Raw genomic sequence first — 24,989 nt, forward strand, 5'->3', positions numbered from 1 at the left:
GTTTAATCCCCGTCATCCGCCCTCGCCGGCCGCCATTCCACTGACCCGCGTGGCCCACCGCCCCACCAGGTTCCCAGCATGTCCATGAATGCCCACTATATCGACCCCGTCACCGGTCAGTCTTTTCCCCTGACCAGGCCGCTGTGGCGCTCGCCCGAGGGCAATGCCCTGATGGTATCGCCGCTGCCGGGCATCGGACGCGATGGCATCGACACGACGACACGCTCGATCTGGCGCTATCGCGCGTCCCTGCCGCTGCCGATTGAAAAGCCGGTCAGTCTGGGCGAGGGCCTGACGCCGCTGGTCGAGGGACGGCTGCCGTCCGGACAGGTCCACTTCAAGCTGGAGTGGTTCGCGCCGACCGGCAGCTTCAAGGACCGCGGCGCCTCGGTGATGCTGTCCTATCTGCGCCAGGTCGGCGTCGACGGAATTCTGGAGGACAGTTCCGGCAACGGCGGCGCGGCGATGGCCGCCTATGGCGCCGCCGCGGGGATGCGGGTGCGCATCCTCACGCCAGCCACGACACAGCCTGCCAAGCTCGCCCAGATGCGGGCCTTCGGCGCCGAGGTCCAGCTTGTGCCGGGGCCGCGCGAAGAGTCCGAACACGAGGCGATCCGCCAGTCGGAACAGATCTTTTATGCCAGCCACAACTGGCAGGCGTTCTTCCTGCAGGGCACCAAGCTGATCGCCTACGAACTGTGGGAGGATCACGGTTTTTCCGTTCCCGACAACATCGTGATTCCGGCAGGCGCCGGCAGCAATGTGCTGGGATGCGACATCGGTTTCAGTGAATTGCTGCGCGCCGGGCACATCAAAAAACTGCCGCGGCTGTTCGCGGCCCAACCGCAGAACTGTTCACCTGTCCATGCCGCCTTTGTCGCAGGCGCCGACGATCTGGTGCCGGTCACCACGGCGCCGACCATCGCCGAAGGCACCGCGATCAAGCGTCCAGTGCGATTCAAACAGGTGCTGGAGGCCATCCGCCGCTCCAACGGCGGCACGGTCGCAGTGCCCGAACAGGATATCGCCGAGGCCGTGGCCACCCTGGCCCGGATGGGGCTTTATGCCGAGCCGACGTCGGCAATGGCCGCCGCCGCCGCAGAGCAGTTGCTGGCGACCGGCCGGATCTCGCCGTCCGAGCGCACGGTCGTGCTGCTGACCGGAAGCGGACTCAAGGCCTCCGCATTCATGACCGAGCTGTTCGGCAAGGCCTGATCACATTCAGCTCCAGCGCAAGTCGCACCGTCAGCGCGCGCGCAGCCGGTCCAGCATTTCGGAGGTCGCGAAGCCGTCCGCAGCCGTGCCAACCGAGGCCTGGAAACTGCGGAGCGCCTTGCGGGTTTCGCCGCCGAGCTGGCCGTCCGGTTCACCGCGATAGAAGCCGCGCTGCGCCAGTAGCTGCTGCAGTTCGAGCCGCTCGGCGCGACTCAACACCCGCTCCTGCCGTGGCCAGGCCTGCACGAACGGCGTGCCGCCGCGCAGGCGATCGGCGAAATGGCCGATGGCCAGCGCGTAGGCCTCGGCCGGGTTGTAGCGCAGGATGGTGCGGAAATTCTGCAGCATCAGGAAGCCAGGCCCTTCGCTGCCGGCCGGCGCCAGCAGGAACGCCTTGTCGCTGGTGCGCGCGAACGGCTTGCCGCCCGGGCGCTTGACGCCGAGCTGCTCCCACTGCGCAAGCGTCATCTGCTTGGCGCGATCGGCCAGCATGTAGTTGAAGCCCCGCGGCACCTCGACCTCGTAGCCCCAGGTCTGCCCGCTCTGCCAGCCGTCCTTTTTCAGGTTGTTGGCGGTAGAGGCGATCAGGTCGGTGACATTGTCGACCACATCGCGCCGGCCGTCCTGATCGAAATCGACAGCGAAACGCTTGAACGCGGTCGGCATGAACTGGGTCGGGCCGAACGCGCCGGCCCACGATCCCTTCATCTGCTCGGGGCGCAGGTCGCCGTGATGCAGGATTTCCAGGGTGACGAGAAACTCGTTGCGGAAATAAGCCTGGCGGCGGCCGATGCAGGACAGCGTCGCAGTGGACCGCAGCACGCTGCGGTCGCCGCCCAGGGTAGAGTAGTTCGATTCGACGCCCCAGATCGACGCGATCACATAACGGTCGACGCCATAGGCCTTCTCCACCGCATCGAAGGTGGTCTTGTATTGCGCCAGGACTTCGCGTCCCCGCTTCATGCGCGTGTCGTTCACCAGGATGTCGAGATAGTCCCAGATCGCCTTGGTGAATTCCGGCTGCGAATCCATCAGGTCCATGATGCGCAGGTCCGGCGTCAGTCCCTGTGTGAAGCGCTGGAAACTCTCCTGCGAGATGCCGCGGCGTGCGGCGTCTGGCCACATCCCGGCGACGCAACTGTCGAAATTCGCCGCGGCCTGACGAATCGCCTGCGCGGTCATCAGCGGATGGCCGGAAGCACCGTCCTCGCCGCTCCACTCCTTGGCGCCGCCGGATCCCGGGCTCGGCGTCGCGGGCTGGCTTTGCGGCGAAAAGATCGAGGGAAAATTGAATGTGGGAAACGTCGACTGCGCCGTGGTGCGCTGGACGTCTCCGGTCGGGCGTACAGGCCGCGATGGCTGGGTGATCGAACCGGTATAGGCGCTGTCCAGCACCACCGGACCGCCCCCGTTCGCGCTCTGCGCCTGTGCGATGCCGGACAGCGCTGCAAATGCCGTCAGTGTCGCAAAAATCCGTCCAGCCGCTCGCGCCGTCGCCATTCCCGTCCATCCCGATCCGTGAAAACCCTGCCCAATGCCTAAAAGGGCCCGGACAGGGTTTCCATCAGCTTAACAGCAGGGCAAATTTTCACGAAACGAACGCGCTTCGGAGAAGCCGAAGCAACGCATTAACCTTTTATTTCGACGAGACTTTTTACGCCTATACGAGCCCGCTCGGCTCGACATTGCCGACGGCCATCCATCATGCCGCATCACACCGGCGGCGGGTTGCGCTCGCCGAATGTGCCGTGCTGATGCCAGTAGGGATAGGCGGGGGTGACCTTGCTGGCGGCATCGAGCTTCGCCACCTGGTCTTTTGTCAGGTTCCAGCCGACCGCACCGAGATTCTGGCGCAACTGCTCTTCGTTGCGGGCGCCGATGATCAAGGTGGAGACCGTGGGACGCTGCAGCAGCCAGTTCAGCGCGATCTGCGGCACGCTCTTGCCGGTCTCCTTCGCCACCTCATCGAGTGCATCGACCACCCGGAACAGGTGCTCATCGGCCACCGGCGGACCACGATCGGCGGTCTGCGGCAGCCGGCTGGTTTCCGGCAGCGGTTGTCCCCTGCGGATCTTGCCGGTGAGCCGGCCCCAGCCAAGCGGGCTCCAGACCACGGCGCCGAGCCCCTGGTCGAGGCCGAGCGGCATCAGCTCCCATTCATAGTCACGGCCGATCAGCGAATAGTAGGTCTGGTTGGCGACAAAGCGCGGATAGCCGTACGTCTCGGCAACGTTGAGCGACTTCATGATGTGCCAGCCGGAGAAATTCGAAACGCCGACATAACGGATCTTGCCAGCGCGCACGAGGGTATCGAGTGTCGACATCACCTCTTCCGCCGGCGTCATCGCATCGAAGGCATGCAGCTGGAACAGGTCGATATAGTCGGTGCCGAGCCGCTGGAGCGCGGCGTCCACCGCCGCGAGCAGATGGAAGCGTGACGAGCCGACATCGTTCGGTGCATCGCTGAAGCGGAACGTCGCCTTGGTGGAAATCAGCACCTTGTCGCGGCGACCCTTGATGGCGGCGCCCAGCACGGCCTCCGATTCGCCCTTCGAATAACCGTCGGCGGTGTCGAACATGGTGACGCCGGCATCGAGGCAGATGTCGAGCAGACGGCGCGCCTGCGTCGCATCCGTATTGCCCCATGCAGCAAAGAAATCGCCCTTGCCGCCGAAGGTGCCGGCTCCGAAACTGAGCACGGGAACTGTGAGGCCGGAGGCCCCGAGACGCCGGTATTCCATCAATTGTCTCCCTGAAGCTTTTATGACTGTTGCACGTCCGCGGGAAAACCGCGCGCCGCGCACGCGGGAAAATCGCCCTGCTCACATAGGGCGGACCATGCCGTCGCGCCAGTTTGCCGGACGGCCTTCGACAACGCTCAGTCAGCGGCTGTCGCTGATCCGGTCCAACGGGAGTCATGCCCAGATTTCGCTCATCGGGTGCAGCTAAAAGCCGCCGCATGGCCGCCGCAAAAGCCCCGAAATCTGCTACGACATGGAGGGTGCGTCCGGGGATCCTGATCCCTTTCCTGATCCCTTGGGCGTTCCCGCCTTGCACCGTGTCCTGTTCATACCGAAGAGACATCATGAAAATCCGCAAAGCCGTGTTTCCCGTCGCCGGTCTCGGTACCCGCTTTCTGCCCGCCACCAAGGCAATGCCGAAGGAAATGCTCACGGTGGTCGACCGCCCGCTAATCCAGCATGTGGTGGACGAAGCCCTGGAAGCCGGAATCGAACACCTTGTGTTTGTCACCGGCCGGAACAAGGGCGTGATCGAGGATCACTTCGATCGTCCCTATGAGCTCGAGGACACGCTGAAAGAGCGCGCCAAGACCAAGGAGATGGAACTGCTGATGCGCGACCAGCCGCAAGCCGGCGCGACCTCCTTCACCCGCCAGCAACAGCCGCTCGGCCTGGGACACGCGGTGTGGTGCGCGCGCGACATCATCGGCAATGAGCCGTTCGCGGTGCTGCTGCCGGACGTGCTGGTCAAGCACAAGCCGAGCGGCCTGAAGCAGATGATCGACGCGGCCAATGCCGCCGGCGCGGAGAAGGTCAACATCATCGCGGTCGAGGAAGTGCCGATGGAAAGCGTGCACATGTACGGCGTGGTCGGCGTCGGCAAGCAGAAGGGCGACCTGTTCGAACTCGACGGCATGGTGGAAAAGCCGAAGCGCGAGCAGGCGCCGTCGAATCTCTCGATCACCGGGCGTTACATCCTGCAGCCGGAAATCTTCAAGATTCTCGAAACCCAGGAACGCGGCGCCGGCGGCGAAATCCAGCTCACCGACGCCATGCTCGGCCTTGCCAAATCTCAGGCGTTCTACGGCTTCAAATTCAAGGGCAAGAGCTATGACTGCGGCTCGAAAGCCGGCTTCCTCGCCGCCAACATCGCCTATGCGATGGACCGCGACGACCTGCGCGACGGCCTGCGGGAAGAGATGAAGCAGTATATGTGAACTGTAGCCCGGGTGAGCGAAAGCGAACCCCGGGGCGACGCCAACAAGATCCCGGATGTCGCGCTACGCGCTCATCCGGGCTACACACAAACACTCTCGATGATCTGAGATTACGCCACCAGCGACAGCTGCGGCGCCTGGGCGACAAACGACTGGTTGCGGCCGCGGGACTTCGCTTCATACAGCGCCTTGTCGGCGGCCTCGATCAACAGCGCCGGCGTGGTCGCCGCGGTCGGCACCACGGCGGCGACGCCGATGCTGATCGTGGTCGCCCATTTGTCTGCGGACAGCCGCTCCACTCTGGCGCGGAGGTTTTCCGCAACCACAAGCGCCGCATCCGCGGCAAGCCCGGGCAGCAGCACGGCGAACTCCTCGCCGCCGTAGCGCGCAGCACAATCGCCGGCGCGCATCACGGCCTCGGTGATGCAGCCCGCAATCCGCACCAGCACCTGGTCGCCGGCCTGATGGCCGAACATGTCGTTGAAGGTCTTGAAGTGATCCGCATCGATCATCAGCAGCGCCAGCGGTTCATCATGCCGCAGCGCGCGACGCCATTCCTGCGCCAGCACGAGGTCGAATTTGCGCCGGTTGCGCAACTGCGTCAGCGGATCGGTGGTGGCGAGCTCCTCCAGCCGGTCTTCCGCCCGCGCACGCCGCTTGATTTCCCGCGCCAGAACCAGCGTCGCCCCGATCACCAGCACAATCAGCGTCAGCATGACCGCGCCGATCCGCTGGGCTTCGTGCCGCCACAGGCTGAAGATGGTCTCCCAGGACTTGCCGACCACCACCACCAGCGGATGACCGCGGTCACGCCAGACATAGAGCCGTTCCAGCTGGTCGACCACGCTCGGCCGCGTGTAGAAGCCGCTCGGCTCGGTCAGCGACCGCAGCACCCCCGGCACGTTACTCAGATCCTTGCCAATGATATCGAGATCGAAGGGCGTGCGCATGATCACGACGCCGTCGCGGCGGAACACGGTAATGGTGTCGTCGGGCTGCAACTGCAGCCGACCGAACAAATCGTGGAAATAACTGAACCGCAGCGAACCGACCACAACCCCGAGGAAAGCCCCGTCCTTGCCGGTGATCCTGCGGCTCAGCACCACGGAATACGTGCTGCGGTGCAGGCCGGGACGACTGATGTAGAGGCCACGGTCTGCGCTGTCGCGGTGCACCTCGAAATAATCTTCGTCGGCGCGGTTCTCCGGTTTCGGCCGCAAGGACGAGGAGTCCAGCAGGAGATCGCCATGGGCGTCGAACACCTGGATTGCGCCAAAATGCTTTGCGGTGGCGGCATGATCGAACAGGATCATATGCAGCAACGGCTTGCTGACGCTCGTCACCTCAGGCTCGATCATGTTGGTGGCGACCGCGCGCAGCGACAGATCATAGAGTTCGATGTTGCGGCCGATATCGGCGTCGATGGTCGCGACCAGGTTTTCCATGGTCTGGCGCGCCAGCGCTTCCTCGCCCCGGCGCATGTCGAGCATGACGCTGCCGCACACGGCGGAGAAACCCAGCAGGGTGACGACGCAGAACGACATCAGCAACCAGGCCGAGATGCGCCAAGATCTGAAATCCGACCCGAGGTCTCCGTTGTCTCGCCGCATAACCATACCGTCCTTCACGATACGGGATGCGCTCAATTGATTGCTGCAGTCTTTAGATGATCCCGCTGATGTGCACCGCAGTTAATAAGAGGTTTCATCGAACCGCGGCATTTCGCGAGGAACTGCGGGCCGCACGGATCGTATTGGTCAAAATCTCCGCCGGCATCCCCATGCAGATCGCGATCAGCGCGGGCGGCATCCTGGCCATGGTCGCCACGGCAACACTGCTGAGCTGGATTGCGGTGGGCAGCAAGCAGCGGCCGGGGCTGTTCTGAGGCTCGGCAGCGCATCAGACTTGACCCGACCGTGCTTCATCTCCCAAAGAGGATGCAAAGGACCGAGGATTCCCTGTGAGCGACTACGACCCGCTGCGCGATCATCTGAAGAAGCAGACCCGGGACGACTTCGTCCTGACCATGGACGAGATCGAGGAAATTCTCGGCTTCGGCCTGTCGCGCGCCTCGCACCGCGCCTCCTGGTGGGAGACCGCACGCAGCCCGCAAGTGGCGGCGCCGCAGCGCGTCGCGGTGTCCGAGGGCGGCTTCATCGCCACCCGCCTCGCCGATGGCAGCGGCGTGCGTTTCCAGCGGATCGGGACCATCAAGGCCTGGCGCCGCTGAGCGCAGCATCAGCGCAGACCGTTACTGCTGCACGCGCACGCCCAGCGTCATCACCGTGGCCTGGGTGCTGGCGCCGGGGATGCTGCTGTCGACCCAGTCGTGGCGCAGCGAACCCTTGATCTGGAAGTTGCGATTGAGCTTGTAGACGAGATCGCCCGACACCGTGTAGCGGTTGTCGTTGCGTGCGAGCCCCTCATAATCCGCGGTGCCGTAGCCGAAGCGCGCGGTGGCGACCAGCCAGCGCTGCAGCGCGTGTTCGACCTCCCAGGTATAATTGCGCGTCTTTACGCCGGAGACGAACGGCAACGGGCTTTCGTCAATCGACGACGTCGCGATGAATTTCGCTGTCGTCAGTGGCGTGACTGTCCAGATCAGCGAGGCGCTGGTGAGCAGCCCGCTGATGGGCGCCAGCCGCCCATCCTGATAGCTGCGGGTCAGCCAACCGACCGAGGCCTCGCCGGTGATCAGGCGCGTGAGTTCGAAGCTGGAACCGGCCTTGATATAGCCGCCGTTGGAATCGCGCAGGAAGCCGAAATCGTCGATGGTGTTGTCATGCACGCGGGTGTCGGCCTGGACCTCGACAAACGGCTTGACGCCCGGTTGCCAATCATAACTCACGCGCGCGATGCCGCCATACTGGGTGAAATCGCGGCCGTCGTTCGAGACGCTCGCTCCACTGGCGAGCTTGGACCATTGATAGGAGGTGTGGTCGACGGTGCCAGTGAGCGACACATTGAGCCGGTTGAAATCGTGGTCGACGCCGAGCGAGGTGCCGTAGGTGGCGAATACCGGATAACGTGCAAGCCCGTCCGCGATGTTCGGGCTGCCGGGATTGTCGGTCGCGATCCGCAGCCGCAGTTCGCTGTTGATGCGGGTCTCTCTGTCGACGTCGATGCGGCCAACGATGCGGCCGTTGAAGTCGGGCCGGTCGAGCGTGGTCGGCACGCCGCTCGATGCGCTGATGTCGCCCGGAAACGTCGAGCCGTAGCCGGTGAACGAACCGCGCAGATCGGCACTCAACGAATGCCGCTCCCAGTTCGAAGCGATCACCAGTTCGGGCGAGATCATCCAGAACGCCGAGCCTTTCGCGGGCGTCACGCGTGCAGGATTGGTGTCATAACCACCGGAGAGCTCGATCGCGCCCTTGGACAGGAAGGCGCCGTAATAGCTGCCGACCGCACCGAACGGATCGTCATCGACCCTGAGCCGCCGCCGCGGCGGCTGGCCGTCGATCGTGCCGGCAAGCGACTGTGGCACGCGGATGCCATTGGCGGTGACGGATGGTGGCGGCGTAATTTTCGGCGGCGCCGATGGCACCGGGCCGGTACGCACCGGCGGCAGCGTTGCATTGCCGGTGAGGGGTGCGGAGCCGCGCAGGCCAGGGACGACGCGTGCGCCGGCAGCCGCACCGGAGAGCGTCCCCGCCTTGGCCTTGGTCGCCGCCTTCTTTTTGCGTCCCAGCGAATCGTAACCGGTGGCGGCGGTGCCGGCACCGGAGGCCGCAGGCGTGCCCCAGGTCGGGGGCTTGCCCAGACGCGACGGCGCGGGCGGCGCTGGAGGCGGCTCGTCAGCAGTCTGCGATCCGGTATCGCCCGGCGTGGTCTGTGCGGTCCTGCGCAGGTTCGAGTTTTTGGGCGCGAAGCCGTCGCGCTGGGGATTGAACAGATCGCTGTTGACGGTCTGCGCCCCAGCCGGTGGAAACAGCGCGATCAGGGCGGCAAGGCAAAGCGGCAGCGCGCGCGCAAGATGCACGCACGTGCGGCGGCCCGTGTCCGGGGCCATTACCCGCCAGCCTCTTCCCACAAATAACTCCAATAAATCATACGCTTAACGAAACGTCGTCGCGGCGGCGCGCCGCAAAACGTCGTTAATGGAGTTAAAACAATTATGGTTAATGGGCCGTTGAGGGATCGGCGGGCGCCGTCGCCTCCCGCCAGCGAACGTGTTAGACAGCGCCCAATTGCGGCGCCAGGCGCCGACACGCCTTGCCTTGGATTGTTTTTGGATTGTTCATGACCCGACCAAAACCGCGAGCCGCAGCGCTTGGGACTGACGACGCATCCGCCATCGCCTCGGCCCTGCGCACGCTCGACGCCGAAGGTAGCGGCATCACGGCCCTCGCCGCCGCCCTGCAGAACGGTCTCGGCGCGCCGTTCGCCGCCGCCGTCGCGCTGATCCGCAAGGCCTCCGGCCGCGTCATCGTGTCCGGCCTCGGCAAATCCGGGCACATCGGCCGCAAGATCGCGGCGACCTTCGCCTCCACCGGCACGCCGGCGTTCTTCGTGCACGCGGCTGAGGCCAGCCACGGCGACATGGGCATGATCACCGCCGACGATGTCATCATCGCGCTGTCGTGGTCGGGCGAAACCGCCGAACTGAAGAACCTGATCAACTACTCGCGCCGTTTCCGCATCGGCCTGATCGCGGTGACAGCCGAGGCCGATTCCACCCTCGGCAAGGCCGCCGATGTCTGCCTGACGCTGCCGAAGGCCCGCGAGGCCTGTCCGCACAACCTGGCGCCCACCACCTCTTCGCTGATGCAGCTGGCGCTCGGCGACGCCTTGGCGGTGGCGTTGCTGGAAAGCCGCGGTTTCACCCCGGTGGATTTCAGCGTGCTGCATCCCGGCGGCAAACTCGGCGCGATGCTGAAATTCGTCCGCGACCTGATGCACACCGGCGATGCGATCCCGCTCAAGCCGCTCGGCACCAAGATGTCGGATGCGCTGGTGGAGATGACCTCGAAGGGTTTCGGTTGCGTCGGCATCGTCGATATCAGCGGCAACCTGTGCGGCATCATCACCGACGGCGACCTGCGCCGGAACATGCGCGCCGACCTGATGACGGTCAGTGTCGACGAGGTGATGACGAAGAATCCAAGAACAATCTCGCCCGATACGCTGGCCGGCGAAATGCTCGATACGCTGAATTCATCGAAGCCCGCCGTCACCGTGCTGATCGTGGCCGAAGGCAAGAAGCCGGTCGGCATCGTGCATGTGCACGACGTGCTGCGCGCCGGCGTGGCCTGACGGATCGTCTCAGATCGTAGCCCGGATGAGCGCAGCGACATCCGGGAATGAGCTCAGCCGCGCGTGACCCCGGATATCGCTGCGCTCATCCGGGCTACAAGAAGATCAGACGGCAGCGCGCAATGCGGCGTCCACGACCAGGCTGGCAAACAGGATCAGCCCGGCGTCGCGATTCGACCTGAACAGCTTCAGGCACAGCGCGGAATCGCGGATATCGATGCGCAGGATCTGCCGGGCGAGATGCGCTGCGAACATCGCAAGGCCGACGAAGGCCGCAAGGCCCGCTCCGGCCAGCACAAAGGCGAGCCCGAGCAGCGCCACCGCGAGCCCATAGAACATCACTAGGGCCGGCTTGGTGCGCTCGCCGAACAACAGCGCCGTCGACTTGATGCCGATCAGCGCGTCGTCCTCGCGATCCTGGTGAGCATAGATGGTGTCGTAGCCGATCACCCAGGCGATCGATCCGGCATAAAGCACCAGGGCGGCCGCATCGATCCGCGCCAGGATCACCGCAAAGCCCATCAGCGCGCCCCAGGAGAACGCCAGGCCCAGCACCACCTGAGGCCAGTAGGTGATCCGTTTCATGAACGGATAAACAGCGACAATCACCAGCGAGGCGATCCCGGTCAAAATCGCAAAACGATTGAACTGCAGCAGCACGATCAGTCCAATCAGTGCCTGGCAGACGAGAAACGCCACCGCCTGGCTGATCGTCACCTGGCCCGATGGAATCGGCCGCGAGCGGGTGCGCTCCACCCTGCCGTCAAGATTGCGATCGGTGATGTCGTTCCAGGTGCAGCCGGCGCCGCGCATCACGAACGCGCCGATGAAAAACAGCACCACAGTGCCGGGAAGCTGGCGCAGGTCGCCGGCGACACCGGCGGCCAACGCTGCCGACCACCAGCACGGCATCAGCAGCAGCCAGGATCCGATCGGCCGGTCGAACCGCGACAGCCGCAGATAGGGGCGCGACCATACCGGCGCGCGGGTGTCGACCCAGTTATTGTGGGTCGCATCCGCAACGCGGGCTGTCGCGTCGATCATGGAAAAGCCGTCACCGCGCCAGCGCGTTGCCGTTGAGGGTCTCGAACGTCGCGCCGCCGCGCTTGGCGGCCCGTGCTTCGGGCAGTGCCGCGCTGGTTCCCAGCGCCTCGCTCAGGCTCGGCGCTGCCGGACCGCCACCACCGCCCGCGGCGCGCTGCGCGGCCACGTTGCAAACGGTGGTCTTCATTTTCTCGGTGTTGGCGTGGCCGTCCCGCATCTGCTTGCCGATTTCCGGCGGGATGCCGCACTTCTTGGCATTGGTATCGATGAAGCTGATCATCTTGACTTCAGCGCCGGCGAAACTGGAGATCAGCTTGCAGGCCTCGTCCGGCGGCGCCTTGCGCGCACCGGCGGCCTTGATCAGCGCCGCTTTCTTCTCGGCATCCTGCCGCAGCGGCAGGAAGTGTTTCATGCAGTCCTCACCACCGGGCGGACCTGCCTGTTGCTGGGGACCGGGCGCACCGCCGAAAGCACCGGGACCGCCGAACACCGGCGAGGCTCCAGCCGGGGGAAACGCCGAGCCGCCGTTGACCGGTGGGAAAGGCGATGATGACGGATTGGCCGCGGCCGAGTTGACCGGCGGGAACGGCGACGCATTGGCCGGCGCTGCCTGGGATTGCGACGGCAACGGGGCCGGGAACGCACCCTGCGCATGGACATCGGCGATCGGCAGCACGAGGCTCGCCATGAAACCCGACACGGCCAGGGGCAAAACCAGCTTCGGCAAAATCAGCTTGGGCAAATGTGGGGCGATCACAGTTTCTCCTCCGGCAAGATCCAATGTCCCCCGATATCTCGCTTGCAGGCTTCTACGATTCTCGAAACCCCTTAACAACCCGTGGAATAGGGCGGCAGCGCGGCGCATTGCCGCCAATCCTGCTGGAAAGACCGGTTTCCTGCCTGGAGCACCGCTGCTGTCGCGCCGGAACAGGCGTTCGATTGCTGTTTTGACGCGTTTCCTGACGTGACCCGCTCTCCAGATCGCTCGAAATGTCGGCCGAAAACGCTATAGAACACGAAACCTTGATGGAAACCGCATGCCGCAAGTCGACTTTCGCAGCCCCCGTCTGTTCACCGATTCGCCGCTGGCGGCGGGCGGCACCGTTCCGCTCGACCGCAACCAGAGCAACTATCTCGGCAATGTGCTGCGGCTGGGCGCCGGTGACGGCGTGCTGGTGTTCAATGGCCGCGACGGGGAATGGCGGGCGCAGCTTGCCGGCCGCAAGCGTCCCGATCACCTGATCGTGGAGGCCCAGACCCGGCCGCAGGACCGCCTGCCCGATCTGACCTATGTGTTCGCGCCACTGAAGCACGCCCGCCTCGACTATATGGCGCAAAAGGCCGTGGAAATGGGCGCCGCGAGGCTTCAGCCGGTGGTGACGCGATTTACCCAGGCGAGCCGGGTCAATGTCGAGCGGATGCGCGCCAACGCGATCGAGGCGGCGGAGCAATGCGGCATTCTCAGCCTTGCTGAGGTCGCCGAGCCGGTCGCGCTAGCCCGCTATCTCGAGCAGCGCGCCGCCTCGCGCCTGCTGATCTTCTGCGACGAAAACGCTGAGGTCGCGGACCCGGTCGCGGCGCTGGGACAGCGCCGGCCCGCAGTCGGCGGCGTCGATCTGCTGATCGGCCCCGAGGGCGGCTTTGCCGAGGAGGAGCGTGTCTTGCTGCTTCGCCAGCCCGACGTGCTGACGCTGGCGCTGGGACCGCGGATCCTGCGGGCCGATACCGCGGCAGTGGCGGCCCTGGCCTTGGTGCAGGCCGTGCTCGGCGACTGGGCGACTTCATAGCGCGAATGCACGCATAGGTTGCGTCTCTCGCCCATGGCATCACTCGGTTAAGCCACTTTGCAGTCCCTTGGCGGATGATGGGCGAATGGTGGTCGAAACTCCTCGGGCGGCATGCTAAAGGGCGGCCCCGTTTCGACTTTTAGACACATGATCGTATCGGAAGCTAGCTACGCAGTTTCCCCGATCATGCCTTAGATGAATATGGACGACAGATGAGCCAGACCGCCGCCCCTGGTGCGACCGGATCCGCCGTACCGGCGGAGGCATTGCTGTCGTCGTTTGCGTTGGCCGGCTACACCAAGGCGGAACCGGCGATCCTGCAGCCGGCCGAGCCGTTTCTCGATCTCTCCGGCGAGGACATCCGCAAGAGCCTGTATCTGACCACCGACGCGCGGGGTGAGGAGCTGTGCCTGCGGCCGGATCTCACGATCCCCGTGGCCCGTGACTACCTGGCCTCCGCAGCCGCCGGACAGCCGGCCGGCTTCTGTTATCTCGGCCCGGTGTTTCGTTATCGCGACCAGCAGCCCAGCGAGTTCCTGCAGGCCGGCGTCGAATCGTTCGGGCGCACCGATCGCGCCGCGGCCGACGCGGAGATGCTGGCGCTGGGGCTGGACGCGCTGGCGGCGTTCAACGTCACCGATATCGATATCCGCACCGGCGACGTGGCGCTGTTCGCCGCCCTGATCGATGCACTCGATCTCGCGCCATCGTGGAAGCGGCGGCTGATCAAGGATTTCAACCGCAAGACCTCGCTGGCGCAGGACCTGGAGCGGTTGACGCTCTCCACCGACACCGTCCGCAAGGGGTATGAAGGCGTGCTGGCGGCGCTGGCCGGCTCCGATCGCAAGGCGGCGCACGCGCTGGTCACCGACCTGATGTCGATCGCCGGTGCCACCAATGTCGGCGGCCGGTCGGTGGCCGAAATCGCCGATCGCTTTCTCGAGCAATCGACGCTGACCGGCGGCGCCTTGCCGAAGGATATTCGCCTGCTGATCGAGCGCTTCCTGACCATCACCGGCGAGCCGGACGACGCGCTGGCCCAGCTGCGCACACTGGCGTCGGACGCAGGCCTCGATCTCGCGGCGGCGGTCGACCAGTTCGAAAGCCGGATCGGTTTCATGGCCGCACGCGGCATCGACATCGCGACGACGCGTTTTGCGACATCGTTCGGCCGCGGCATCGACTACTACACCGGTTTCGAATTCGAACTGCACCGCAAGGGCAACGGCGTCGAACCGCTGGTCGCCGGCGGACGCTATGACGGGCTGATGACGCGGCTCGGGTCGCCCAATCCGATCCCGGCGGTCGGTTTTTCGATCTGGATCGAAGCCCTCGCTGCCACATCCGCGAGGACCGTGCGATGACCGAGCCGTTCGTTCTCGCCGTTCCCTCCAAGGGCCGGCTGCAGGAAAACGCCGATGCGTTCTTCGCCCGCGCCGGCCTCGCGCTGGCAAAGCCGCGCGGCGCCCGTGATTATCGCGGCACCATCAGCGGCCTCGACAATGTCGAGATCGCTTATCTCTCGGCGAGCGAAATCGCAGCGAACCTGGCACGCGGCGGGGTGCATCTGGGCATCACCGGCGAGGACCTGATCCGCGAAAACATCACCGACGCCGACCGGAAGGTGGCGCTGATCGAATCGCTGGGCTTCGGCAGCGCTAATGTGGTGGTTGCGGTGCCGCAGGCGTGGATCGACGTCCGCACCATGGCAGACCTCGATGATGTCACCACGGCGTTCCGTGCGCGGCACAACCGGCGGATGCGGGTGGCGACCAAGTACATCAACCTGACCCGGACGTTTTTCGCCGGCCATGGCATCGTCGACTATCGCATTGTCGAGAGCGCCGGCGCCACCGAGGGCGCGCCCGCCGTCGGCACCGCGGAACTGATCGTCGACATCACCACCACCGGCGCCACGCTGTCGGCCAACGGCCTCAAGGTACTCGACGACGGCGTCATCCTGCGCAGCCAGGCCAATCTCGTGGCCTCGCGCGACGCCGATTGGTCGGCCTCCGCACGCGAAACCGCGCGGATCATTCTCGACCATATCGCCTCGCGTGCCCGCGCCAATGCCTACAAGGAAGTCCGCACCCGCTTCACCGGCTGCGATGCCGCGCTGCTCGAGGAAGCCAGGACAAAATTCGGCGTTGTGTCGCCGTTCGGCGGCCCGACCTCGTCCGGCATGGTGACGCTGCACTGCCCGCCGACGCAGCTTTACGCGCTGGCGAGCTTCCTGCGTGACCACGGCGCCGACACGGTGTCGGTCGCGTCCCTCGACTATGTGATGGATCGCGCCAATCCGCTGTTCGCCAAGCTGGAAGCGTTCCTGGCGAGCTAGGCGTTCTTGGCGAGCTAGACGTGTTATGCGTAGCCCGGATGAGCGAAGCGATATCCGGGCTACGAGTTGCCGCCAACACACTTGCAGCGGGACAGGCAGCAACTACCATATGTGTATGAAATATGAGGCCCGGCGGGCATGCCGGAATGTGATCGATGATGCTTGGTGCCGACGTTTCCAATCTGACCGGTGATGCCCGTGCAGCCGCAGCTCACGGGCTGACCATCATCGTGCCCGTGTACAACGAGGCTGCGGGTCTGGCGTTGCTGCACGACCGGCTGATCGAACTCGCCCGGACCCTGAAGCAGCGTCACGGCCTTGCGGTCGAGGTGGTCTATGTGGATGACGGCAGCGCCGACACCACGCTGGCCATCGCCTGCGGCCTGCCGGCCACCGCGATCGACGTCCAGGTGGTGTCGCTGTCGCGCAATTTCGGCAAGGAAGCCGCCCTGATGGCCGGTCTCGACTATGCCCGCCGCGGCGCAACGCTGTTCATGGACGGCGACGGCCAGCACTCGCCCGACCTCGTCGAACGGCTGGTCGCCCACTGGATCAATGACGGTTATGACGTGGTCTATACCGCGAAAGCGCATCGCAGTAACGAATCGCTGCTCCGCCGCCTGTCGGTGCAGGGCTTCTACACGCTGATCAATTGGGGGGCCCGGCAGAAGATCCCGGAAGACGCCGGTGATTTTCGTCTGCTGTCGCCGCGGGCGACGGCGGCGCTGCGGCAGCTTCCCGAGCGCAACCGCTTCTTCAAGGGGCTCGCGAGCTGGATCGGTTTCCGCCAGCTCCGTGTCGACTATGAACCCGAAGCGCGTGCCCACGGCCAGACCTCGTTCAATGCCGGCCGCCTGATCGGACTGTCGATCGAAGGCCTGACCTCGTTTTCGGTTGCACCGCTGCGGGTGGCCAGCCTGCTCGGGCTGCTGTTGGCCTTCGCCGCCTTCCTGTTCGGCCTGTCGATCCTGTGGGAGACCTTCATCACCGGCAAGTCGGTGCCGGGCTATCCGTCGCTGGTGGTCGGCCTGATGACCATCGGCGGCGTGCAGTTGCTGATGATCGGGGTGATGGGCGAGTATATCGGCAAGATCCTGTCCGAATTGAAGGCACGTCCGGTCTATTTCATCGCCGAACACACCGTGAAGTCTGCAGAGCCGGAAAAATCCGCGAGCGACTCCGTTGGAAACGCCGCCGGATGAACCCGGCGCTGCCGCCACGCCGCATCTGGCTGTGCGCCGACGATTATGGCCTGAGCCCGGGGATCAATCGTGGCATCCGCGATCTGATCGAACGCCGGCGCCTCAACGCCACCTCGGTGATGGTGGTCGGGCCCGCGATCAGGCGCGACGAAGTCGAGGCCCTGAAAACGGCTGTCGCGACCGGTCCCTGCGCGATCGGCCTGCACACCACGCTGACCGCACCGTTTCATCCGCTGACGATGTATTTCCGGCCGCTCCATGGCGGCGTGTTCCTGCCGCTCGGCGCCATGCTGCGAACGAGCCTGCTGCGCCGGCTCGATCCCGAAATCGTGCGCGGCGAGATCGCGGCGCAGCTCTCGGCCTTTGCCGAACTGTTCGGCCGGCCACCGGATTATGTCGACGGGCACCAGCATGTGCAGTTGTTCCCGCAAGTGCGCGATGCGTTTCTTGCGGCCGTCAAGAAAGCTGCACCGAACGCCTGGGTGCGCCAATGCGGGCGAACATTGCCGCTGTCGCAAAAGCTTCAAAATCCCAAGGCGCTCCTGCTGGACGTCTTGAGCGCGCGTTTCCGCGTGCGTTGCCAGCAGGCTGGCCTTGCGTACAATCCCGGCTTTGCCGGCGCCTATGATTTCACGCAGAGCGTCGATTTCGGCAAGGTGATGCCGGCGTTTTTCGAAGGCCTTCCTGACAATGGCCTGGTGATGTGCCATCCCGGCTTTGTCGATGACGTTCTGATCGGTCTCGATCCGCTGACCGACCAGCGCGAACGTGAATACGCGTTCATCGCCGGTGACGACTTTCCACGGCTGCTCGCGGCGAATGTTATAACACTGCGTGAACCGGCCCCCTGAACGGCAGGCGTATTGTCGCATACAGAAATTTAATCTGCGGACCTCTTTTTGCGACACAAACCACACCTAGATTCCGTTGGCCTCACCTAGGAGGAGGACAGCATGACCCCGCAAGAACGCCACCTGATCGATGACCTGTTCGACCGGCTCACCGGTCTGGAGAACTCACCCCGCGATCCGGAGGCGGAGAAGGCCATCATCGAGGGCCTGCGCCGTGCGCCGAACGCCGTCTACGCCCTGGTGCAGACCGCGCTGGTGCAGGACGAAGCGCTGAAGCGCGCCAGCGCGCGCATCGAAGAACTGGAAGGCCAGGCACAGCCGCAGCAGGCCCCCTCGGGAAGCTTCCTTGATTCGATGCGCGACGCCGTGTTCGGCCAGACCCAGGCCCGCGGCTCCGTTCCCAATGTGCGGCCGGCCGATGCCGGCGGTTCGCGTGGACCGGTGTGGAACAGCGGCCAGGTGCTGAACAATGCCGGCATCAATAACCCTGGCAACGGTGGCGGATATGCCGACCCGCGCAACGCCGGATACGGCGATCCCCGCACGCCGCCCCCCGGCTATGGCGGCGGCGCGCCTGGTTATGGCGGCGGCGCTCCCGGCTTCCCCGGCGCCCCCGGCTTTGGTGGCGGTGCGCCAGGCGGCGGTGGCGGATCGTTCCTTGGCACGGCCGCAGCGGCCGCCGTGGGTGCGATCGGCGGATCGCTGATGATGAACAGCATTCGCGGACTGATGGGCGGCGGCAATCACCAGTCACTCGCCGATGGCGGCTCGCTCGGCGGCGGCCTGAAAAATCCCTGGAGCAGCGATCAGTCGAGCGGCAGCCTCGCACGCGATGCCGGCCTGAACGACATCGGCAAGGGCGGCAGTGGCGGCAACGACGGCTCTCGCCAAGGCTTGTTCGACAAGGCGTCGGATGACAATCGCGACACCAGGGACAACGACAACGATCGCAACACCTACGCGAGCAACGATCACGACAGTGACGATGACGACGACGACGGATTCGATTCCGATGGCGGCGACAGCGATACCGCCTGATCCCTTCGTCTGACTTGTTCGCATAAACAAACGGCCGCTCTCACGAGCGGCCGTTTTTGAGTCGATCCAGTCGATCGCAGGGAAGCTTAAGTTGATTACAGTCAAGCTCCAAAGGCCGCTGACATTTCGCGTGCGATCACTCCGGAAGACTGATCACTCACCCCGCGATCCATCCCAAGGAACGGCCGGCTTTTGATTCAGTGACGACGAACTTTGCCATCACACCACGGCTTTCTTCCTCGGCTTGGGCTTGGGTTTGGCCGGCTCTGCCATAAGCCGGATTCCCATGGCCCCGATGACCCGCAGGACGGTTGCGAACTCCGGATTGCCATTCTCGCCGAGCGTCTTGTAAAGCCCCTCCCTGGTCACGCCAGCGGCTTTAGCGACCTCGCTCATGCCCTGCGCTCGGGCGACGAGATTGAGGGCGTCACGGACTTCGGTGGGATCGCCATCGGTGAGAACGATGTTCAGATACTCCGCGCGCGCCTCCGGTGTGCGAAGGTGCTCGGCGGCGTCGAACTTCTTTAGTTTGCTGACTTTCATCCTCAGTCCTCCAATGCCTCCGCGATTTCCTTAGCCTTCCGGATGTCCTTGCTCTGGGTCCGCTTGTCGCCGCCGCAGAGCAGGATGACGACGGTCTTGCCGCGCCGAGCGTAATAAACGCGGTATCCCGGTCCGTGGTCGATGCGAAGCTCGCTAACCGCACCCCCGACCGACTTGGCATCGCCGAAGTTGCCAGCGGCAACCCGGCTGATCCGGCGAACGATCTGCAAGCGGGCACGCTGATCGTTCAGGGCCTCAAGCCAGTTGGTGAAGTCGAGTGTTTCGCGGACGTCGACCATGCAGCATGTGTAATCCATAGATTACAAACACGCAAGCGACATGTAATCCATAGACTACAAATCAGCCACGCCCGGATTGAGGCCCCCGCTGCAGCCGTCAGCGCAACTGCGGAAACTTGAAACGCGTTCAATCGGGCTTCGAGATTTCCGGCAGATTCTTCGAGCGCACTTGGACTCGAACCTGGGCCCCGCTGATTAAGAGTCAGCGGGCCCGCCCAACCGTTGTCGGCGCCCGTCAAGCAGATCCGCCCCACTCAGAGACGTCATTCACGTGGGCTCTGTTGCGCTTCTGTTGGATCTGCTGGTGCACACGTCGTGCACAATCCATCAGATCACGATCACCCGGGTGCCGACATTGACGCGGCCATAGAGGTCGATGACGTCTTCGTTGCGCATCCGGATGCAGCCGGACGACACCGAGGTGCCGATGGTCCAGGGCTCGTTGGAGCCGTGGATGCGATAGAGCGACGATCCCAGATACATGGCACGGGCACCGAGCGGATTTTCCGGACCGCCTTCCATATGCCGCGGCAGATCGGGCCGGCGTTTCAGCATTTCCGCCGGCGGCGTCCAATTCGGCCATTCGCGCTTGGCGGAAATCTGCTTCACGCCCGACCAGGTAAAGCCGGGTTTGCCGACACCGATGCCGTAGCGCAGCGCCCGGCCGTTGCCCTGCACCAGATAAAGGAACTTGCCGGGCGTATCGATCACGATGGTGCCGGCAGCCTCGCGACCGCTGTACTCCACCATCTGCTTCTCGTATTTCGGATCCATGCCGGGCCGCGCCGGCGCGTAGGACTGCTCCTGCGGCATGTAGGATGGTTCGCGCTCGGGCGCATAAAGCATGCGTTGATCGCGCCGCGCCGGCGTCATCTCATAACGCTGCGCCGGCTCGTAGCCGGGAGCCGGACCCGCGGCCCCGCCGCCGAACAGGAATTCGACGAAGCCGCCACCCATGGCGCGTTCATTGGCACGTTCATTGTAGGCGACGCGGATCGGCACCGGCGGCGGCGACCGATCGGCGCGCGTGACCATCGGACCGGGCAGGAAGCTGTCTTCGATCGCGAGAGCGGGAGAAGAGAGAGAGCCGAGCACACACGCGCCGGCAATGACAAGCTGGGATGATTTGAACATCGACGTACTCTGCACGTTTCGTCGGGACCGCGCGTGAATGCGCAACAAACGGGTGTCGTGAGACTCGCAATGTCCGAACCTCACGCCATCGATTAAAGATTCAAAACGCATCGGTTTGGTAAACAGAACCGGTCGCAGGATTCACCACGACCACAAGTCGGCGCTGTTCTTTCCGACAGCGTTTATTTTCGGTGAACGCCGCATGGCCATGGTTAATCGCTGGTATGCGCCGACGGCGCAAACTTTGCCGGACAAATGTTCCCGTGAACCCGGTGTTAAAACACCTTGCGCTACAACGCTCTCACCAAAAAGGGGTGGGGAGTTGTCATGCCAGTTCGCAAACGTTTTCGCATCGAGGAAGCCCAGTACGGCAGCACGCCGGCGGTGGACGCAGCCCCGGGCGATGTCATCCAATCGCACAGCGAGATCATGAACGAGTTGCGCGCCATTCGCGCGCAGATGGGCGCGCCGCATGGCGCGGTCGGCGACGACGGTATCACGCAGGAAGTCGCCGGTGCCCAGGCGCTGCTGCAAACCTATCGCGCGCAGATCGAGCAGTGCGAAAAGCTCAAGATCGAGCTCGACCTGATCCACGAGGCGATCAACCGCACCAAACAGGAGATCGCGGTCCTGCACGGCAAGAGCTTCGACGGCGACGAGATGGCGCGGGTGACCGGCGAGCTCGGCGCGGTGGTCGGCGGCACCGAGGAAGCGACCCAGCAGATTCTCGAAGCGGCCGAAGCCATCGACCAGGCGGCGAGCGCATTCAGCAAAGTGAAGTCGCCGGATCAGCAGGCGCAGTTGAGCGAAGACATCCAGGATCGCGTGGTTGCCATTTTCGAAGCCTGCAACTTCCAGGACCTGACCGGCCAGCGCATCAGCAAGGTGATGAACACGATGAAGTTCATCGAGCACCACATCAACGTCATGATGGAGATCTGGGGCGGGGTCGATGCCATCAAGGCGCATGCGCCCGCAATCATCGACGACCGGGTCGGCGACGCCCGGCTGCTCAACGGCCCGAAGGCCGTGGGCGACATCGGTCATGCGTCGCAGGACGACATCGACGCAATGTTCGGCTGACGGCAGACCGGCAACAAAACCCGAAGGGCGGCCATCGGCGGAACCGGTGGCCGCCCTTTGGCGTTCAAGAAGCAGAGAAAAAGATTCTGCGTGAGATGAACAGAATTAAGCGCGGGGCGCGCAGCGGACATACACCATGGTGCCGTAACGGCCGTTGGCATCCTTGTCGAGGAAGCGCGTGATCAGCACGCGGCCATCGAACGAGACGATCTCGCGGTCCTTTTCGCCGCCGGCCGGACCGGGGGGGCCGATGTAATTCTTGCCGCTGCGGCTGCCCTTGATGCGCAACTCCTGCGGCGTGGCCTCGTCGGCGAGATGCATGATGATGCCGCCGGAGGTCCCGGGATTGATCACATAAGGCTGCTTGCATTGGCCGCGCGCGGCATTCTCCGTCCGCAGCCTGTCGTCAGGCTTGTGGAAGGAGGCAAGCCCCCAGCGCCCCACGATTTCATCCGGACGAATGGTCCCGGGGATTTCCGGCTCGACCGCCGGCGCGGCCTGTTCCACCGGCTGTGGCGACGACCCGAAACCACCAAGACTCGGCATCGAGCCGGTACAGCCGCCGAGACAGGCCACGAGGACCGACGCGGCTCCCAGGTACGCGACGCCGCGCCCAAAACGTGAGGTTTCCATCTGATCCCCTGAAACTGACATCCCCGGTCGTACCCGGTCCCACCGGCATACGACGCTCAATCAAATCGGCGGCGCCCATCCCAGTGCCGCGATATGGTTTCCAGATCATCCTATAATGACATCACCAAGGCCTTAAACTCCCCGGCAGGGGATTTCTCCCGCCCAAGCCGCTCAAAGTGGGCGCTTAAAGACGCTGTCTTTCCCGGGGCCTATCGGCCTTTGCTTGACAGGATCGGCGGCAGGCCATATTTCCCCGGGCGCATAGTTAGCACTCTTGAGGCTCGATTGCTAAGGATGCATTCGGACCGCTCCGGCGGCTCGAAACGGCGGTTTCCAAGACTCCCAGTCCAGGCTGCCGCATCCGATCGGCTTTCGCGGGCCTTACTCCACTTCAGCAGACCAGAGGAACTCCCATGGCCAAAACGAAATTCCGCCCGCTGCATGACCGTGTCGTCGTCAAGCGCATCGACGCCGACGAAAAGACCAAGGGCGGCATCATCATCCCCGACTCCGCCAAGGAAAAGCCCTCCCAGGGCGAAGTCGTCGCCGTCGGCCCCGGTGGCCGCGACGAAGCCGGCAAGCTGACCCCGATCGACCTCAAGGCCGGCGACAAGGTGCTGTTCGGCAAGTGGTCGGGCACCGAGGTCAAGATCGATGGCGAGGACCTTCTGATCATGAAGGAAAGCGACATCATGGGCGTGCTGTCGTAAGCACGGGCTTTTTCCCCACCCTGACCGACAGTCTGCTGTCGTCGCGTGGGGTGGGGTTTCGTTTGATCCGATTCATTCACCGACTTGATCCTTCGAGATTCGGACACAGCGCCGCGTCTCGGGATCAAGACCATCATCAGGAGTAAGATTACATGGCAGCCAAGGACGTAAAATTCTCAGGCGACGCGCGCGATCGCATGCTGCGCGGCGTGGACATTCTCGCCAACGCCGTCAAGGTGACGCTCGGCCCGAAGGGCCGCAATGTCGTCATCGACAAGAGCTTCGGCGCTCCCCGCATCACCAAGGACGGCGTCACCGTCGCCAAGGAAATCGAGCTTGAGGACAAGTTCGAGAACATGGGCGCGCAGATGCTGCGCGAAGTCGCTTCCAAGACCAACGACACCGCGGGCGACGGCACCACCACCGCCACCGTACTGGCCCAGGCCATCGTGCGCGAAGGCGCGAAGTCGGTTGCCGCCGGCATGAACCCGATGGACCTCAAGCGCGGCATCGACATCGCGGTTGCCGCCGTGATCAAGGACATCGAAAAGCGCGCCAAGCCGGTCGCCTCCTCGGCCGAAGTCGCTCAGATCGGCACCATCTCGTCGAACGGCGATGCCAATATCGGCAAGATGATCGCCCAGGCGATGCAGAAGGTCGGCAATGAAGGCGTCATCACCGTCGAGGAAAACAAGTCGCTCGACACCGAAGTCGACATCGTCGAGGGCATGAAGTTCGATCGTGGCTACCTGTCGCCCTACTTCGTCACCAACCCGGAAAAAATGACCGCCGAGCTGGAAGACGCTTACGTGCTGCTGCACGAAAAAAAGCTCTCCGGTCTGCAGGCCATGCTGCCGGTGCTGGAAGCCGTGGTGCAGTCGGGCCGTCCGCTGCTGATCATCGCGGAAGACGTCGAAGGCGAGGCTCTGGCCACGCTGGTCGTCAACCGTCTGCGTGGTGGTCTCAAGGTCGCCGCCGTCAAGGCGCCGGGCTTCGGTGATCGCCGCAAGGCCATGCTGGAAGACATTGCCGTTCTCACCGGCGGCCAGTTGATCTCCGACGATCTCGGCATGAAGCTCGAGAACGTCACCGTTCAGATGCTGGGCCGCGCCAAGAAGGTGGTGATCGACAAGGAGAACACCACCGTCGTCAACGGCGCCGGCAAGAAGCCGGCGATCGAAGCCCGCGTCAACCAGATCAAGGCCCAGATCGAGGAAACCACCTCGGACTACGACCGTGAGAAGCTGCAGGAGCGTCTGGCCAAGCTCGCAGGCGGCGTCGCGGTGATCCGCGTCGGCGGCGCGACCGAGATCGAAGTGAAAGAGAAGAAGGATCGCGTCGAAGACGCACTCAACGCCACCCGCGCTGCCGTACAGGAAGGCATCGTTCCGGGCGGCGGCACCGCGCTGCTGCGGGCCAAGAAGGCCGTCGGTCGTATCACCAACGACAATTCCGACGTCCAGGCCGGCATCAACATCGTGCTGAAGGCGCTGGAAGCTCCGATCCGCCAGATCGCCGAGAACGCCGGCGTTGAAGGCTCGATCGTGGTCGGCAAGATCCTCGAGAACAAGACCGAGACCTTCGGCTTCGACGCTCAGAACGAAGAGTATGTCGACATGGTCGCCAAGGGCATCATCGATCCCGCCAAGGTGGTGCGTACCGCACTGCAGGACGCGGCGTCGGTGGCCGGCCTGCTCGTTACCACCGAAGCCATGGTCGCCGAACTGCCGAAGGAACCGGCAGCTCCGATGCCGGGCGGCGGCGGCGGAATGGGCGGCATGGGTGGCATGGGCTTCTGAGCCCGAACGCCCCCTTCCAATCGAACCTGCAAGGCCGCCTTCGGGCGGCCTTGTTTTTTGACCTAAGTTTGCCGCGGCGGCAGATTCGACGATCCCTGC

24 protein-coding genes are annotated in these 24,989 nt (G+C 64.3%); 14 read left to right on the plus strand and 10 right to left on the minus strand.

Going from position 1 to position 24,989, the window contains the following annotated elements; translation table 11 throughout:
• Positions 1 to 78: 78 nt before the first annotated feature.
• Entirely contained in the window at positions 79 to 1,215 is a 1,137-nt protein-coding gene (locus RS897_RS04980; protein ID WP_315835483.1) for a threonine synthase, read from the plus strand.
• Positions 1,216 to 1,245: 30 nt separating this feature from the next.
• Here the strand turns inward: RS897_RS04980 and RS897_RS04985 are convergent, their stop codons facing one another.
• Positions 1,246 to 2,715, minus strand: a complete 1,470-nt coding sequence (locus tag RS897_RS04985; protein ID WP_315835484.1) for a lytic murein transglycosylase — start codon at positions 2,713 to 2,715, stop codon at positions 1,246 to 1,248.
• 212 nt (positions 2,716 to 2,927) lie between these two features.
• Complete coding sequence (locus tag RS897_RS04990) at positions 2,928 to 3,956, minus strand: aldo/keto reductase (protein ID WP_315835485.1); 1,029 nt, start codon at positions 3,954 to 3,956, stop codon at positions 2,928 to 2,930.
• A 344-nt stretch (positions 3,957 to 4,300) separates the two neighbouring features.
• Between RS897_RS04990 and galU the strand changes: the two genes are divergently transcribed.
• Positions 4,301 to 5,173, plus strand: coding sequence for a UTP--glucose-1-phosphate uridylyltransferase GalU (gene galU / locus RS897_RS04995; RefSeq protein ID WP_315835486.1), 873 nt, complete (start codon positions 4,301 to 4,303; stop codon positions 5,171 to 5,173).
• 110 nt (positions 5,174 to 5,283) lie between these two features.
• Here the strand turns inward: galU and RS897_RS05000 are convergent, their stop codons facing one another.
• Positions 5,284 to 6,783 (minus strand): sensor domain-containing diguanylate cyclase, encoded by a 1,500-nt coding sequence (locus tag RS897_RS05000; RefSeq protein ID WP_315835487.1) that lies wholly within the window; start codon positions 6,781 to 6,783, stop codon positions 5,284 to 5,286.
• Positions 6,784 to 6,839: 56 nt separating this feature from the next.
• Here RS897_RS05000 and RS897_RS05005 point away from each other — a divergent pair, with 56 nt between their 5' ends.
• Positions 6,840 to 7,058, plus strand: a complete 219-nt coding sequence (locus RS897_RS05005; protein ID WP_315835488.1) for a hypothetical protein — start codon at positions 6,840 to 6,842, stop codon at positions 7,056 to 7,058.
• A gap of 75 nt (positions 7,059 to 7,133) precedes the next feature.
• Positions 7,134 to 7,403: a hypothetical protein gene (locus tag RS897_RS05010; RefSeq protein ID WP_315835489.1), complete on the plus strand. Its 270-nt coding sequence runs from the start codon at positions 7,134 to 7,136 to the stop codon at positions 7,401 to 7,403.
• 21 nt (positions 7,404 to 7,424) lie between these two features.
• Here RS897_RS05010 and RS897_RS05015 read toward each other — a convergent pair whose 3' ends face one another.
• A complete protein-coding gene (locus RS897_RS05015; protein ID WP_315835490.1) occupies positions 7,425 to 9,185 on the minus strand; it encodes an outer membrane beta-barrel protein in 1,761 nt (586 codons plus the stop codon).
• A 230-nt stretch (positions 9,186 to 9,415) separates the two neighbouring features.
• Here RS897_RS05015 and RS897_RS05020 point away from each other — a divergent pair, with 230 nt between their 5' ends.
• Complete coding sequence (locus tag RS897_RS05020) at positions 9,416 to 10,429, plus strand: KpsF/GutQ family sugar-phosphate isomerase (protein ID WP_315835491.1); 1,014 nt, start codon at positions 9,416 to 9,418, stop codon at positions 10,427 to 10,429.
• Between the two features lie 105 nt (positions 10,430 to 10,534).
• On the opposite strand, the gene ubiA is transcribed toward RS897_RS05020, so the two are convergent.
• The gene (gene ubiA, locus RS897_RS05025; RefSeq protein WP_315835492.1) at positions 10,535 to 11,473 is read right to left on the minus strand and encodes a 4-hydroxybenzoate octaprenyltransferase; all 939 of its coding nucleotides are present in this window, start codon (positions 11,471 to 11,473) and stop codon (positions 10,535 to 10,537) included.
• Positions 11,474 to 11,483: 10 nt separating this feature from the next.
• Positions 11,484 to 12,161 carry a hypothetical protein gene (locus RS897_RS05030; RefSeq protein ID WP_315838527.1) on the minus strand — a complete coding sequence of 226 codons (678 nt, stop codon included), beginning with the start codon at positions 12,159 to 12,161 and terminating at the stop codon, positions 11,484 to 11,486.
• 349 nt (positions 12,162 to 12,510) lie between these two features.
• Between RS897_RS05030 and RS897_RS05035 the strand changes: the two genes are divergently transcribed.
• The 6 genes from RS897_RS05035 to RS897_RS05060 all read left to right on the plus strand — a co-directional run bounded on the left by RS897_RS05035 (position 12,511) and on the right by RS897_RS05060 (position 18,689).
• Positions 12,511 to 13,260 (plus strand): 16S rRNA (uracil(1498)-N(3))-methyltransferase, encoded by a 750-nt coding sequence (locus tag RS897_RS05035; RefSeq protein WP_315835493.1) that lies wholly within the window; start codon positions 12,511 to 12,513, stop codon positions 13,258 to 13,260.
• Between the two features lie 212 nt (positions 13,261 to 13,472).
• Positions 13,473 to 14,624: an ATP phosphoribosyltransferase regulatory subunit gene (locus RS897_RS05040; protein ID WP_315835494.1), complete on the plus strand. Its 1,152-nt coding sequence runs from the start codon at positions 13,473 to 13,475 to the stop codon at positions 14,622 to 14,624.
• Positions 14,621 to 15,598 carry an ATP phosphoribosyltransferase gene (gene hisG, locus RS897_RS05045; RefSeq protein ID WP_315835495.1) on the plus strand — a complete coding sequence of 326 codons (978 nt, stop codon included), beginning with the start codon at positions 14,621 to 14,623 and terminating at the stop codon, positions 15,596 to 15,598. Before RS897_RS05040 ends, hisG begins: the two co-directional genes overlap by 4 nt.
• Before the next feature lie 155 nt (positions 15,599 to 15,753).
• Positions 15,754 to 16,800: a glycosyltransferase family 2 protein gene (locus RS897_RS05050; protein WP_315835496.1), complete on the plus strand. Its 1,047-nt coding sequence runs from the start codon at positions 15,754 to 15,756 to the stop codon at positions 16,798 to 16,800.
• Complete coding sequence (locus RS897_RS05055; RefSeq protein WP_315835497.1) at positions 16,797 to 17,651, plus strand: ChbG/HpnK family deacetylase; 855 nt, start codon at positions 16,797 to 16,799, stop codon at positions 17,649 to 17,651. Before RS897_RS05050 ends, RS897_RS05055 begins: the two co-directional genes overlap by 4 nt.
• Before the next feature lie 102 nt (positions 17,652 to 17,753).
• Complete coding sequence (locus RS897_RS05060) at positions 17,754 to 18,689, plus strand: DUF2076 domain-containing protein (RefSeq protein WP_315835498.1); 936 nt, start codon at positions 17,754 to 17,756, stop codon at positions 18,687 to 18,689.
• 219 nt (positions 18,690 to 18,908) lie between these two features.
• On the opposite strand, the gene RS897_RS05065 is transcribed toward RS897_RS05060, so the two are convergent.
• From RS897_RS05065 to RS897_RS05075, 3 genes are all read right to left on the minus strand, one after another.
• Positions 18,909 to 19,232: an addiction module antidote protein gene (locus RS897_RS05065; RefSeq protein WP_315835499.1), complete on the minus strand. Its 324-nt coding sequence runs from the start codon at positions 19,230 to 19,232 to the stop codon at positions 18,909 to 18,911.
• Between the two features lie 2 nt (positions 19,233 to 19,234).
• Positions 19,235 to 19,531, minus strand: coding sequence for a type II toxin-antitoxin system RelE/ParE family toxin (locus RS897_RS05070; protein WP_315835500.1), 297 nt, complete (start codon positions 19,529 to 19,531; stop codon positions 19,235 to 19,237).
• Positions 19,532 to 19,858: 327 nt separating this feature from the next.
• The gene (locus RS897_RS05075) at positions 19,859 to 20,665 is read right to left on the minus strand and encodes a L,D-transpeptidase (RefSeq protein ID WP_315835501.1); all 807 of its coding nucleotides are present in this window, start codon (positions 20,663 to 20,665) and stop codon (positions 19,859 to 19,861) included.
• A 327-nt stretch (positions 20,666 to 20,992) separates the two neighbouring features.
• Between RS897_RS05075 and RS897_RS05080 the strand changes: the two genes are divergently transcribed.
• A complete protein-coding gene (locus RS897_RS05080; RefSeq protein WP_315835502.1) occupies positions 20,993 to 21,748 on the plus strand; it encodes a protein phosphatase CheZ in 756 nt (251 codons plus the stop codon).
• A 105-nt stretch (positions 21,749 to 21,853) separates the two neighbouring features.
• On the opposite strand, the gene RS897_RS05085 is transcribed toward RS897_RS05080, so the two are convergent.
• Positions 21,854 to 22,381 carry a hypothetical protein gene (locus RS897_RS05085; RefSeq protein WP_407654437.1) on the minus strand — a complete coding sequence of 176 codons (528 nt, stop codon included), beginning with the start codon at positions 22,379 to 22,381 and terminating at the stop codon, positions 21,854 to 21,856.
• Between the two features lie 413 nt (positions 22,382 to 22,794).
• On the opposite strand from RS897_RS05085, the gene RS897_RS05090 reads away from it, so the two are divergent.
• Both RS897_RS05090 and groL read left to right on the plus strand, forming a co-directional pair.
• Entirely contained in the window at positions 22,795 to 23,091 is a 297-nt protein-coding gene (locus RS897_RS05090) for a co-chaperone GroES (RefSeq protein ID WP_315835503.1), read from the plus strand.
• A gap of 152 nt (positions 23,092 to 23,243) precedes the next feature.
• Positions 23,244 to 24,890, plus strand: a complete 1,647-nt coding sequence (groL, locus tag RS897_RS05095) for a chaperonin GroEL (RefSeq protein ID WP_315835504.1) — start codon at positions 23,244 to 23,246, stop codon at positions 24,888 to 24,890.
• Positions 24,891 to 24,989: the final 99 nt, after the last annotated feature.

The organism is Bradyrhizobium prioriisuperbiae, assembly GCF_032397745.1.
GTDB classification, from domain to species: domain Bacteria; phylum Pseudomonadota; class Alphaproteobacteria; order Rhizobiales; family Xanthobacteraceae; genus Bradyrhizobium_A; species Bradyrhizobium_A prioriisuperbiae.